This is a genomic window from Nitrospirota bacterium, from assembly GCA_016207885.1.
Classification (GTDB): domain Bacteria; phylum Nitrospirota; class Thermodesulfovibrionia; order UBA6902; family UBA6902; genus JACQZG01.
In genome coordinates this window covers 81,058-94,095 of the sequence record JACQZE010000014.1, presented here as the reverse complement: position 1 = coordinate 94,095, position 13,038 = coordinate 81,058, and the positions used below count along the sequence as shown (strand labels likewise).

Annotated in this window: 10 protein-coding genes; 1 reads left to right on the top strand and 9 read right to left on the bottom strand. The window is 42.1% G+C overall.

Features of this window, described 5'->3' with window-relative positions; translation table 11 throughout:
- Positions 1-122: 122 nt before the first annotated feature.
- Entirely contained in the window at positions 123-1,049 is a 927-nt protein-coding gene (locus HY807_08545) for a tetratricopeptide repeat protein (protein MBI4826455.1), read from the top strand.
- 6 nt (positions 1,050-1,055) lie between these two features.
- Here the strand turns inward: HY807_08545 and ybgF are convergent, their stop codons facing one another.
- The 9 genes from ybgF to HY807_08500 form a co-directional block, all read right to left on the bottom strand.
- A complete protein-coding gene (gene ybgF / locus HY807_08540; protein MBI4826454.1) occupies positions 1,056-2,537 on the bottom strand; it encodes a tol-pal system protein YbgF in 1,482 nt (493 codons plus the stop codon).
- On the bottom strand, positions 2,537-3,757 hold the full coding sequence (locus HY807_08535; GenBank protein MBI4826453.1) for a type II secretion system F family protein: 1,221 nt from the start codon (positions 3,755-3,757) through the stop codon (positions 2,537-2,539). Before HY807_08535 ends, ybgF begins: the two co-directional genes overlap by 1 nt.
- Positions 3,757-5,403, bottom strand: a complete 1,647-nt coding sequence (gene tadA, locus HY807_08530) for a Flp pilus assembly complex ATPase component TadA (GenBank protein ID MBI4826452.1) — start codon at positions 5,401-5,403, stop codon at positions 3,757-3,759. Before tadA (HY807_08530) ends, HY807_08535 begins: the two co-directional genes overlap by 1 nt.
- A gap of 100 nt (positions 5,404-5,503) precedes the next feature.
- Positions 5,504-7,156, bottom strand: coding sequence for a Flp pilus assembly complex ATPase component TadA (gene tadA / locus HY807_08525; GenBank protein ID MBI4826451.1), 1,653 nt, complete (start codon positions 7,154-7,156; stop codon positions 5,504-5,506).
- Positions 7,157-7,168: 12 nt separating this feature from the next.
- Positions 7,169-8,773, bottom strand: a complete 1,605-nt coding sequence (mshL, locus tag HY807_08520; protein ID MBI4826450.1) for a pilus (MSHA type) biogenesis protein MshL — start codon at positions 8,771-8,773, stop codon at positions 7,169-7,171.
- 23 nt (positions 8,774-8,796) lie between these two features.
- Positions 8,797-9,267, bottom strand: a complete 471-nt coding sequence (locus HY807_08515; protein MBI4826449.1) for a hypothetical protein — start codon at positions 9,265-9,267, stop codon at positions 8,797-8,799.
- Positions 9,268-9,280: 13 nt separating this feature from the next.
- Complete coding sequence (locus tag HY807_08510; protein ID MBI4826448.1) at positions 9,281-9,835, bottom strand: hypothetical protein; 555 nt, start codon at positions 9,833-9,835, stop codon at positions 9,281-9,283.
- On the bottom strand, positions 9,832-11,181 hold the full coding sequence (locus HY807_08505) for a hypothetical protein (protein MBI4826447.1): 1,350 nt from the start codon (positions 11,179-11,181) through the stop codon (positions 9,832-9,834). Before HY807_08505 ends, HY807_08510 begins: the two co-directional genes overlap by 4 nt.
- A gap of 277 nt (positions 11,182-11,458) precedes the next feature.
- Entirely contained in the window at positions 11,459-12,994 is a 1,536-nt protein-coding gene (locus HY807_08500; GenBank protein MBI4826446.1) for a glycosyltransferase family 39 protein, read from the bottom strand.
- Positions 12,995-13,038: the final 44 nt, after the last annotated feature.

The window sequence follows — 13,038 nt, the reverse complement described above, 5'->3', positions numbered from 1 at the left end:
TACTATTTGACAAAACCGAATAAAAGGAATATATAATTCATATGAGCCTTGTATCTGACATGCTGTCAAAAGTCAAAATCACCCCGCCAACGAGGGATACACCCCCTGGTCTAAAATCTGATATGAATCAGGCAAGAAGGAAAAAAGTAGGCAAAAAATACAAGATAGCTCTTGTCATAAGTGTAATTGCCGCCTTCATGATTATAGTCTCCTCTTTTTTGTATATGATTTATGTCGTTAAAACTGGCAAACCGATAGCAGATGACCTGAACAAACTTAAGAGCGAGCACAAATCCAGAACCAAAGACCAAAATGCATCTGAGACCCTGAGTGAAAAGATTGAAGAAGCATTAAAGACCGTCCCTAAAAAAGATGAGAAGACTGTCGTTGCTGATAAAAAAGACATAATTGTAAATACTCCGCCTCCGGACCTGCTTACTGCCGCGTTAAATGAAAGTGATAAGGGTGATAAGGAAAATGCCGGCACTACGGAATCAGCCGATACAAAACCTGCCGGGCTGAAGGACAACAAAAAAATCGATAAAGCAGAGGTTCCGGCTGTTGAAGAAGAGAAAGAGCCTGGAATTGGTTCTAAAGACACCTATCATTATCTGTACAAAGCCAGCAGAAGCGAAAAGGACAAGGACTATCTTGGCGCAATATCCATATACAATAAGATACTTGCGGTAGAGCCCACAAACTATATAGTCATGAACAAGATAGCTTCTCTCCTGATGAAAATGAACATGTGGAAAGAGTCAATGGATGAATTGCGGAAGAGTTACAAGATAAATAAGGATTATATTCCCACTCTGATAAATATCGGGATCGTATATGCAAATACGGAAAACTATTCAACAGCTGAGAAATATTTTCAGAAGGCTCTTGCAATTGACCCCATAAATCAGGACGCCATCTTCAGCATAGCCTTACTGTATGAAAAACAGAATATGGATGATAAAGCCGCTGAATATTATTCAAGGCTCAGGAAGCTGGGTGATGCAAGAGGAAATACCGGCCTTGAAAGGGTTCTCTCTTATAACCAATAGAGCTAATTAAGGAAATAATCTAATCTCTTTAAGCTTCTCTTTAGCCTTTTCCGCGGTTCTTGTCTCAGGATATTTCTCGATAATCCATTTCAATACTTCTTCAGCCTTCTGCTTATTATTTAGTTTTATAAAAGCAGAGCTGGCCATCAGAAGGGCATCAGGAGCCTTTCTGCCTGAGTACTCTCTTACAACTTTGTTGAATTCTGATATTGCGGTATTGTAATCACCCTTTGCGTAGTATGCCTCACCTGACCAGTATAGAACGTCCTCGGAAAGGGCATGCTTAGGATATAACTTCCGGAAATCCTTAAAGCTGCTTAATGCATCATCAAATTTTCCGGCCAGAAAAACTTCTAGCCCTTGCCGGTAAAGGTCTTCCGGACTGACATTTTTCCTGCTATTGATATCATTCTGCTGCCTGCTTGCAGTATTTAATTTTTCTGACAATTCGGCAGAAGGGAGCAAATTGGCCTCTTTCTTAATATTCGGAAGATACACTTCACCTGCCGTTGTATTGGAAGACGAAACCGCTTTATCAGCTACAGCCGATGCAGGGATTGTGCCTGACTTATTTATTGCATCCGGAAGATAATAATAAACCGATGCCCCGGCAAGGAAAAGTGCCGTAACCGCTGCGATACCAAAATAAATCCTGGGAGAGAGATTAATGCCTGATCCTGATGAACCGTTATTCAGATGATCAATTGCATACTTTACATGCTTTGATGTGATGGTGCTGCTCTCCTCAAGAAATGCGGACATTATAGCCCTTGATGAAACAAGGTTTATCTTACGTGGAATCCCCTGTGAGTAAGCAAAGATAGGTTTCTTCAGCCCTTTGTCAAGCTTCAGAAAGCCCTTGCCTGCCTTGATAAGCCTGTAATTTATATATTCAAGCATCTCGTCGCTATCGAGCGGCTTTAATTTCATGCTTACGGTTATCCTCTGCCTCAACTGTCTGAAGCTATCCTCATTCAGCATTTCATCAAGCTCCGGCTGTCCTACAAGGAGTATCTGTAAAAGCTTCTCTTTCTCGGTCTCAAGGTTTGAAAGCAGCCTCAGTTCTTCAACCGTATCAGCCGGAAGGCTCTGTGCTTCATCAACTATGATTATAACCGGTATCTTTTCATTCGACTTTTGGAGCAGGAAATCCCTGAAGACCTTTAGTGTTTCAGATTTGCTCTTGTTATCATATTTGATCTTCAGGTCATCAAGTACAGAAACGATAAACTCCTCGGGAGAGAGGCGCGGCGTAAGGATCAGCGCTATCTCGGCATTGTCCTTCCACTTCTCGATAAAAATCTTTATAAGGGTGGTCTTGCCTGTACCGGGCTCGCCCGTAATAAGACAGAAGCCCTCTCTCTGCTCAATAACATAGTCGAGTGACTGCAGCGCTTCCTTATGGCACTCAGATGAGAAGAAGTAACCCGGGTCAGGGGTCAGCTTGAAAGGATCTTCTTTTAATCCGAAAAACTTGAGAATATCCATTATGATGTGTTTATCTCTGCGATAAGGTCGTATATTGGAAGCATAAGCCCTATGATTATAACACCGAACATTAAGCCGATTATTCCTATAACAATAGGCTCAATCATCTTGGACATATTTTGAGAAACCTTGTGAAGCTTCTTCAGATAATAATCTGAGACATAGCCATACTGTTCATCAAGATTTCCGCTTGCCTCTCCTATATCTACCATCCTGGTCACAAGAGGAGGGAATATCCACTGCTTTCTCATCGCATCCGATATCCTGCTGCCGGTAGTAATATCCTCTCTCTCGGTCTCTATGGCGCGTTTAAATACGTCATTCTCCATAAGATCGCCAACAATCTCCAGAGCCCTGTCGATTGTAATACCCGCAACAGTAAGTATCCTCATCTGCTCCGCATAAAGCGCAAGAAGCTTATTGTAAACAACAAGCTTAACTATCGGCGTCTTCAGCAGCGCAAGGTCAATGTAGTACCTAGTCTTCGGGAACTTCCTGAGCATCTTATATGTAAAGATAATTGATACAGGAAATAGAAAAATAGGATATTTATATGCCTGAACAAACTCGCTTGTGTACAAAAGTCCCCTGGTAATAGGCGGGAGCGTGACCTGCATGCTCTTGAAAACGTCCATTATCTTGGGCAGAACATACAGCATCCAGAACATCATGGCGCCAAAAGTAAATACTAACGCAAATATCGGATATATTAGCGCCCCCTTAATGGCTCCGGCAAGGTCCTCCATCCTCTGCAGATGGATAGCCACATCCTCAAGGCTCTGGTCAAGGCGGCCTGTCTCCTCGCCTATCATGGATAGGTGACGGAAAATATCAGGGAATATGTCACTGTGTTTTGATACAGCGTTGGAGAAGCTGGAGCCGTGCTCAAGCATCTCAGCCATATTATCTATCTTGCTCTGGAAGTACTTGTTCTCCATACCCTCGGCGATGCTGCTTAATCCGGACATGATGGGAACACCGGCCCTGAGCATGACTGACATGTTATTGGCAAACTCGATAATATCTTCCCTCTTGATCTTCTCCCGCCTGGCAAGAAGGCCTTTGAGAGCGACAACATACTCGCTTGTCTGGCTGATATTCAGCAGATGCAGCCCTGCGGCGGATATGCTCTCAATGGCGGCCTGAAGGTTGATCTCTTCGATCATCCCCTTGATCACAGTGCCTTCCTGGTCAATTGCTTTATACGAATATATCGGCATTATCCCGCAACCCTCAAGATTTCCTCAAATGTAGTAATCCCGCTTATGGCCTTTTGTATCCCGTTGACCCTCATGGTCTTCATCCCGTTTTTAAGCGCGGCATCAAGCATGGAGTTGGCAGATGCGCCTGTATAGATAAGTTCTTTTATATGATCATCTACGATAAATATCTCACCCACTGTTGTCCTGCCCAGATAACCCGTGCCGCTGCAATCGGCACAGCCCGTTCCTTTGTACACGGTCTTAACATCATCATAACCTATAAAGCCCATTTCTTCCAGCTCGCCGGGCTTTAGTTGATACTCGACCTTGCATTTTGAGCATATCTTTCTTACAAGCCTCTGGCCTATTACCGCAAGCAACGCCGAAGAGAGCAGGAAACGGTCAACATTAAAATTAACCAGCCTCGGAATAGTGCTCACTGCGTCATTTGTATGAAGCGTGCTCAAGACAAGATGGCCGGTTATCGATGCCCTGAGCGCTATAGTAGCGGTCTCTTCATCCCTTATTTCACCAAGCAATATCACATCAGGATCCTGCCGCATAAAAGTCCTTCCCGCCGCCTCAAAACTGTACCCTGCCTTATCATTGACGCTGGTCTGCTTGACCATGCTCAGCCTGTATTCTACAGGGTCTTCAACAGTAAGCACATTCTTCTCTATCAGGTCTATCTCCCTTAAAGCGGCATATAGCGTAGTGGTCTTACCGCTTCCGGTTGCCCCGCATATAAGTATCATTCCATATGGCTTTAAAAATAAGCGCCTCAGCTTTTCCGTATCCTCTTTATCAAAACCAAGTGAAGCCAGCCTGAGTATCGCGCCGCCGCTACCCAGTATCCTTATGACAAGGTTCTCGCCGTAAATGGTAGGCATTGTGGAAACACGCATATCATATCTTGAGTTAAGAAATGTGAATGAGAAGGAGCCGTCCTGGGGCACCCTTGTTTCAGCTATATCAAGCTTAGACAATATCTTTATCCGGGAAATAATGCCGTTATGCACAATTTTAGGCAGGCAGTGCGCCTGTTGCAACACACCGTCTATACGAAAAAAAACATGCACGGTTTCAGGAGTAGGCGTTACATGAATATCAGTACATTTTCTTCTGATGGCATCTTTTACCAGAAAGTCTGTAAGTTGAGACACTTTTGTGCCGGTAAGTTCACCGGTCTTAACGCTCTCGACGATCTTTTCAATGCCCTCAAGTATGGGGTTCTCAAGAAAATAAAATGCCTTCTCAAGTGTCGCCTCAACTATAGAGCCGTCAACCATCAATATCTTGGGAGGGTGTCCCCCGATCCTTGTAGCCGCGTCAACAGCGCGCAAATTTTCAGAAGCTGAGATACCTATAGTTATCACGCCATCTTCAATTTTGACAGGCACAAAGCCAAGCTTGGAGGCAACGTCCCGAGGCACAAGGCGCAAAACATCCTCAGGTATATTGTACTGGGTAAGATCCAGAAAGGTCATCCCGGCCTGTTCAGCAAGGGTCTGAGTAATATCTTTCGAAGAGACAAAGCTCAGCTTTACGAGTATAAGCCCGATAAGATGGCCGGTAATAGCCTGCTCTGCCAGCGCTATCTTAACATGTGATTCCTTAACGAGACCTTTCTGCTGTAAAAGTTCTCCAAGTCTTAATGGCGGCATATTATCTTTAGGCCTTTAGAAGAAATAATAAATTCTGATGATATTGAAAACAGCTTGTCTGGCTTCAAAAAGAGAAAAAAATAATCGCATCTTATGTTAACTAACCTGTGACCCTTAATACTTCTGAAAAAGTAGTTATCCCTTCCTCAGCCTTTCTGATGCCATTGTCCCTGATAGTCTTTAAACCATTCTCTTTTGCCTTAATTCTCAGCTCTGTTACCGCAGCCCCGGAACTTATCAGCACCTTCATTTCATCATCAACGATAAGTATCTCGCCAATCAGGGTCCTGCCCATATAACCCGAATTATTGCATAAAGAACATCCGGAGCCTTTAAAAGCAGTCGTTATCTTTCCTTCAATATCGGGGAAACCCATGGCGCTGAGTTCCCCGGGTTTCAAAGAGTAGCTTGTTTTACAATTATTACATATCTTTCTCACGAGCCTCTGCCCTATGACAGCGATCAAAGTTGCTGCAATATTATTTTTATCCACGTTGAAGCCGCATAGCCTTGGAATTGAGCTTGCGGCGTCATTAGTATGAAGAGTGCTTAAAACAAGATGGCCTGTGCTGGATGCGCTAACCGCCATTTTTGCCGTCTCATCATCAACTATCTCACCAACAAGGATGACATCCGGGTCATGCCTCAAAAAACTTTTTCCTGCCAGGTCATAGGTGTATCCCACCTTTTCCGAGACCTCTGTCTGCTTGATCATACTCAGTCTGTATTCTATCTGATCCTCCACAGAAAGGACATTCTTTTCTATGAGATCCATTTCCCTTAATGCGGCAAAAAGCGTAGTGGTTTTCCCCCCCCCTGTCGGCCCGGAAACTATAATAAGGCCATGGGGTTTTAAGAAAAGGGACTTCACCCTCTGAACATCATCTTCATAATAACCGAGATTAGTTATTCTGAATAAAAATCCTGATCTTATCAGAACCCTCAGTGAGATGTCCTCTCCATAAATAGTGGGGATAGTAGAGACACGCATGTTATATTCCCTCTTGAGAAAAGTAAATGAAAAAAGCCCGAACTGCGGAACTCTCTGCTCGGCAATATCAAGTTTTGCCAGAATCTTGACCCTGGAAATGATCCCCTGCCGCACATTTAGAGGCAGGCAATGGCCGTACTGAAGGACACCATCAATACGGTAGTAAACATGAATTGTCTTCTGTGACGGGGTAATATGAATATCGCTGGCATTTCTTCTGATAGCATCCTGCATAACATAGTCAAGAAGCGACGATATATTACTGCCTTCTGGAGAAACTTCATGCCTCAATATGTTTATCAACCTGGATATACCTTGAAGAATCGGGTTCTCAAGAAAGTAATATGCTTTTTCGAGCGTCTCCTGAAAAAGGTCTGTATCTACCATATAGACCTTTGGCGGTTTATTGCTGATGTTTGCAGCTTTATCAATTGCATGGAGGTTTTCAGGATCGGTAATGCCTATGGTAAGAACACCGTCATCGATACTGAGTGGAATAAAGCTCATATTCTGAGCCATCTCGCGATGCACAATTCGCAGCACATTCTCGGAGATGTTATATCCGGTGATATCGAGAAAGGGGATGCCTGCCTGTTCAGCAAGACACTGGGCTATATCGGCAGATGATACAAATCCAAGAGTTATTATAGCCTCTCCCAGACGCTCACCTGTTATAGCCTGCTCGGCTAGAGCTATTTTAAACTGGGAGTCTTTGAGAAGGCCTTTCTGCTGTAATAGTTCACCAAGTTTTAATGGAGGCATATTATAGTCGTTTTACAAACCTACCTTATCCACAGTTGCTTTAAGAAGTATCACAAGCTCCTTGCTCTCATGGGTCTTTGCATGCTGTTTAAACAGGTAGCCCAAGTAAGGAATATCCCCGAGAAACGGCACCTGCTTATCCTCCACTCCTTCGGTTCTGTCTATATGCCCGCCAAGCACTATCATCTCGCCATCCCTGACCTTGACAACTGTGCTTAGTTCCTTAAGGTCGATAACTGGTAAAGATATTGTAAATTCACTACCCGTATTTGTACTGCCAAAAGGCTGTTCAAGTAATTCTACAAGATCAGAAACTATCGGAGTTATAGTCAATGTCACCTCACCATTCTCATTGATATTAGGGACTATACCCAGCATAACTCCTGATAATATACTCTTTGTAGTAACATCAAATGTGGTTTTTGTAGTTGGGGGAGTAGTAGTAGTCTCAGTTGTAGTTGCATCAACTTCGCTTACATAATCGGTCTTCCTTCCGACATTCAGAAGGGCTGTCTGTCCATTCATTATGCCGAGCCTCGGATTTGACAGCACTGTCGTGTCACCCTGCTCATCAAGAGCGCTAATAATAGCAGCAAAATCATTTCCTAATGTAGCCACAAAGAAACCGGAATCTTGTGCCGGATCCAAAGAGAAATCTGCTTCGCCTGTTAAAGGGTCAATTGTAGCAGAAACCAATTTGTTATTAAAGTTCATGGCGCCTGAAACAACCTGCCCGACTCCCTTGAGATTATCAAGAAATGCCCAATTAATTCCGTACTTAAGATTATCTGCCAGTGTAACCTCCACTATCCTTGCCTCAACAAGAACGCGCCTGCCCAGGACTTCCTTAAGTTTAGTAAGATAATTATCAACTTTTATCATATTCTTCTTTGTGGCGGTTACAAGTATCGTCCCTGACATTCTATTTATATCAATCGTACCGGGAATCATACCGGTTCCAACAATACCTTTAAGCGTTGACTCCAGAGAATCCCACAGGTTTAACGCTACACCATCCGCTTTGATATTTTGTTTAACACCGCCTTTTATGTTGCTTATGTCCTCAGTCGCGCCGAAGAGATCTCCGCCGACATCAGATGAATATTCCTGTGAGATACTGGGATGGCCGAATTCAAACATCCTCGTGGCCATAACTCTCACTATGAGAACATTGCCTTCCAGATCATAAAAATAATCAAGGGATGAGAATATAATATCAAGAGCCTCATCAGCGGCAACTTCCTTCAGTGTTATGGTCATGGGCAGTTCAGGGTTTACACCGGTTTCCATAATTATATTCAACCCGGTGTTTTCACCGACTGCGAAAAGAACATCTTTAAGCGGCGCATTTCTCACTGAAATGGAAATGATCCTCGTCTTAAGCGGCAAAAGTTCCTCAGTGACCGGGGTAAACGCAAGGCTTGACCTTGAGGTTTCCTTCTCAAACTTTACTGTGTCCGCCTTTTCAATACGCACATCAGGAACTTCTGAAACAAGAACGCCTGATGCTTCATCAGATGCAGCATCATTCTGCGCCGCTGATGCCTCATTTATAAGGCCTGTAACAGCAAAGGCTAATAAAAACAATGTTAGAAACATGGAAAAAAGCCGATACATAATTTTCACCCTTTTTATTGTTTTCATAGTAGATTTACCCATTTTGTCCCCTTAGTGTTAGTCTTGGTTTTGCCCTTATCCCCGGGTGCTAAAGCATATTCGACTAAGATCTTGTCGGCCTCTATCTGAAGTATCGTTTGATTGGCGACGATATCCCCTTCCCTTACCACCGTGCCGTTTATTATTGCCATGTTCCCTTTATCACTGACAATGATCATCGTAACAACAAGCTGAACCTGCTCAGAAGCCTTCTTCTTGTCCTCTTCAGATGGAACGGCCTCCCTGTAACCCATGACTTTCTCAATCAAGGTAGGCATTGCCAAAGTCTTGTCTGTAACTACCTTTCTTTCAGGAAGGCTCACTTTTGTGACCTCAAACCCGAGTATCTCCTTATCTTCCGGAGTCATTTTATACTCAACATCGATCTTATACGCCGCATAGCCCGCAGCAATTATTAAAATAAAAGGCAAAAGAGCCAGCAGTTTTAATTTCAAGGTAAATCCCATATTATTCACTCTCACCCGAACGTTTACTTAACCTTCCGGCAGGCATCCTCATTGAACCCTTAATATTACAGGTTATCTCAGAGTTGTCTTTTGATCTCGCAACATCTATACCATCAAAAATAAAATAAGGAAACTTGAAGGACTGAATATACGCTATACTTTCTGTCATGACCGTATAGTCGTCGACAGGAAAATGAATCTCCATAGGCATTGAAACTTCACCGCCTTCTTCCCTGAAGTCTTCTATCTTCACTTCTGCATATCGCAGTTTGGATTTTATACTGCCGATGGCAAGAAGAATAAATTCACGGTTACCCTTATCATAATAGTCTGCCGGTACCATTGCGTCTATCTGGCCCATTACCTTCTCAAGCTCAGCCACAGACTCGCTCATCTTCTTATAGTTTTCCTTTTGTTTCTCAAACTGTTTAACTGTGCTCACCAGGCTCTCGCTATATCTGCCGGAAAATATGATCACGAAAAGAACAACAGCAAATGCTATTCCTCCGATGAGGTGCTTCAATACCGCCTTTTTTAATTCATTGTAAAACATCATTTAGACTCCAGCTCAATTATGAAATCCCTCTGCTTGGGGGTCAGCTCATGTTTTATTATTGAGATACCGTTTAACTTTGTTACCGAGTCTATGAACTCCTGATAATAGGTGTATTTCTGAAAACCCTCTTTTCCATCATCTTCAGCTTCATTTACAAGCCCTGAAATGCTTACATTCAGTGTGTCGCCGTTTATCTTCATAGTAATGGTGCCGATACTTACGTTCTTCGTATTTGCATCAGCAAAGGAGGTTAAAAAATTTTTAATTACAGGCATTGCGGCAGTCTTGCTGCTTGATTCAATAAATCCCTTATAGCTTTCAAATTCAGTTTTTCTCTTGTTATACATGGTTAAAGTATTTTTATCCATGCCTGTGATCTCTTTTTTTAAAGAGCTCATTTTCCCTCTTGAACTCAAAACATTAAAAATCCCGTAACTTGCATAGAGCCCGCCTGCGAGTGAAATAATGATGAAGGCGACAGTAGAATACTGGAATAATTTCCATGTTGAATAAAACGACTTATAGTCTTTAGGGGAGACGTTTGCTTCTTTTAAAGCGCTGCGTGCTGATATGGCAAAAATAAAATCAAGATAGATATCATTTTGAACTTTCAGGTTTTTGGGTTTAAGAGGGCATACAATGGGGATATCTATCTGCGTAGTCGCATTATAATTTCCGCAAAGATTACCTACCAGGACTATATAAGAGGGACTGGCCTTAAGAACCTGTTTGCAGTAGTTTACGGTTACATTAATACTCTGTATATCAGCATCACTTATACCATTTTCACTTGCCTGCACAGACCTGACAAACTCTATTTTGCCGTTCTTTATTAAAAAAAGCACCCTGCTCTGTCCGGATTCAGATACACATAAAACGCTCTCATCATCAAAATGCATTTCAGATGCAACCGCATAGATATGAGGGAAAACAGCCTTGACCAGCTTACCCTTCTCGATAAATCTCTCTGTAATATTCTTTACATCTTCAGTCTTGACAACATAGACCGATATTTCCTGCATCTTTCTGTTCCCTTCAAGCTTTTCACCAACAACCCTGTAGGTATAGGTGAAGTCCTCAAAAGGGGATTTCTGTTTGATCTCGGATTCGATAAGGCTCTTCGCGTACTTGGCTTTTACAGGCGGGATAAGAAATATGTCCTGAAATGCGTCTTTGAAGTTATTTACAACTATAAACTCTTTAGCCTTCTCTTTTTCGAGAAAGCTGTCAAAATCCTCTTTCTTGCATGTGAGGGCGTCATTAACAACAATCTGCTTACCCTTTGTTGAGATATAGGCAACCTTGACAATGTCTCCCTCAAAGCTGACTATCACATTTTTTCCCATAAATCCCCTCAGAAAGAAGAACTAATAAATAATATCCGCAGCAATTAATTAAAATTATAATTCATATTTAATGACAAAACAAATAACTTCTCTATATGATACTAAATATATATATAGGTTATTGTGTTAATTACAAAAATTATGTCTTAAATAATGAAGTATGTCAAGAGGCTAATCAATAAATTCCATATGTTATAAATAAATCAGGCGGCTGTTTTCTGACATATGACTGCTTCTTATGATTACTTAAAAAATCCCTAAGTGAGAACCTTAACGATTAAGAACGCTTCCTCTTGTAAATAGAATGATCATCACTGATCACCTTTACCAACCTGTATTGTTTCTCCAGCTCAATAAAAAGCATCTCCCTGAAGCTGTCATCCGGAGTCGGCCAGCTACCATCCTTATAGACGATAAATTCCGGATTTTTCAAGAGTATCTTCTGCAGTTCTTTCTCATCCGTGGCTTCAGTGCCGTCTACCGCCTTCAGCATATAATCATATTTTATGATGTCGGTTGGATGAATATACCTTGTTGGGTATTTACTGTCTGTCAAAAAATAGACTATATGACAGTTGTTAAGCATATAAATATATTTACCTTTGACATACTCTTTTTTGAGATATTCAGCGATCTCATAGCAGGTATCATCCTGTAACGGTTCACGAAGCATGACTTTTGAAAAAACATCACTGTAAAGAGGGTAAATTTCTTTATGCAATGGCAAGACAAGTCCGGATGCAATAAGAAAAACAGCAGCAAATTTTACTGCCTTTCTTTTTCCCGCTTCGCTTGAGAGCCACAAGGGTATGGAGATCCCGCAGACTAAAGCTGTTACAGGTATGACCATAATAAGATAGTGATAACCAAAATTAGTCCCGGTATAAAAGATCGAAAATATCTGAGCAGAAAAGATTATCAGCATAGCAGCCGCAGGCCTCTTGAGAACCCCGCTCCCCGGAGAAAACAACAGGAACAAAATTGCGTTCGCGAAAAAGATCCAGAAAAGCATATAGCCGCCTGTAAACTCATGCTTGATATTTACAAACAGCAATCTTAACTTTCTGGATATCAATACGTTCTCGCTGACATGCGCAACTACCGATGATATATTGGTATTTAAAAAAAGCTGAAGTTCCCCGTTTAAAGCGTAATAAAAGACCATTGCAGACAGGGGGATAGCGATTCCTGATACAAGAAAGGCGCATCTTTTTAGACGCCCTGAAATATCTGTGCCCGGCATTGTAACGCCCGTTAAAAACACTGCCAGAACAGCCACGCTGTCAAAGGCCATATTCTGCCTCATCAGTATCCCTGTACCAAGTATCAGGCCGGTCACAAGGGCCATTTTATTATCAGGTTTTCTGGTTAAAACGATAAACAATACAAGGGAGATAGGCACAAGCATCAGGTGCTCTATCATAGTGCTCAATCCCCATTTTCTTGCGCTGACAAAGACTATAAGAAATACCGCGGCAATAACCCCTGAAGCCTTATTGTAAAGCGCCTCCCCGGCCATATATAAGAGTACGGAAGCAAGAAAAATAAAGAGTATTCCTCCCAGCCGTACCGCAAAAATAGTCTTGCCAAAAAAATAGATGAAAAGTGAGTAAATATAGAATGCTCCGGGTGGTTTCATCACCCATGCATCAACATACGGCAGATTGCCGTCAAGGATGCTCTGCCCCATAAGTATAAATGTGCTTTCGTCCCAGTCAAAGACTGAATAAAAGAAAGACGGGAGCCTGACAATGATCACCAGCAGGAATAAAGAGGAAATAATAATAAAGTCGTTTTTTTTATCTTTGTTCATAGAAAAACGGCAGATCTATTTTTCAGATTAGTAATTCTTCCTGC